Annotated in this window: 1 protein-coding gene; it reads left to right on the top strand. The window is 40.9% G+C overall.

Going from position 1 to position 657, the window contains the following annotated elements; translation table 11 throughout:
• Nucleotides 1-657: polyprenyl diphosphate synthase (gene uppS / locus AB4496_RS25095; protein WP_372132531.1), on the top strand; the 657-nt coding region annotated here is incomplete at both ends.

The raw sequence follows: 657 nt of genomic DNA, 5'->3' as shown, positions 1-657 counted from the left end.
CCTAAACACATTGCTATCATTATGGATGGTAATGGTCGCTGGGCAAAAGCTCAGGGTAAGCCTCGTGTCTTTGGTCATAAAAATGGCGTTCAAGCTGTTCGAAAAACCATATCTTCAGCAGCCAGACTTGGCATTAAAGCCGTAACTCTTTTTGCTTTTAGTAGTGAAAATTGGCGTCGTCCTGAAGAAGAAGTGGGTCTCTTGATGGAACTGTTTATTTCAGTGCTATCGAGTGAAGTAAAAAAGCTTCATAAAAATAATCTACAACTTCGTGTTATTGGTGATAAAAGTCGTTTTAATGAGCGACTACAAAAGAAAATAGAAGAAGCGGAAGCTTTGACTAGCACCAATACGGGTATGGTTATTAATATTGCGGCTAACTACGGCGGTAAGTGGGATATCCAGCAAGCGATGACTTCGATTGCTCAACAGGTTAAGTCTGGCGATATTAATGTAGAAGACATTGATGAAGCTATGATTACACAACACCTGACGATGGCAGATATTCCAGAAGTCGATCTACTTATCCGCACCAGTGGCGAGTGCCGCATTAGTAACTTTATGCTTTGGCAATTAGCTTACGCCGAAATGTATTTCACTGAACAATTCTGGCCAGACTTTAATGAAGACAGCTTAGTAGAAGCTGTGACTTGGTTT

The sequence above is a fragment of the Vibrio sp. 10N.222.46.A1 genome, from assembly GCF_041473595.1.
GTDB classification, from domain to species: domain Bacteria; phylum Pseudomonadota; class Gammaproteobacteria; order Enterobacterales; family Vibrionaceae; genus Vibrio; species Vibrio tasmaniensis_A.
This window is presented reverse-complemented; position numbering and strand designations above follow the sequence as displayed.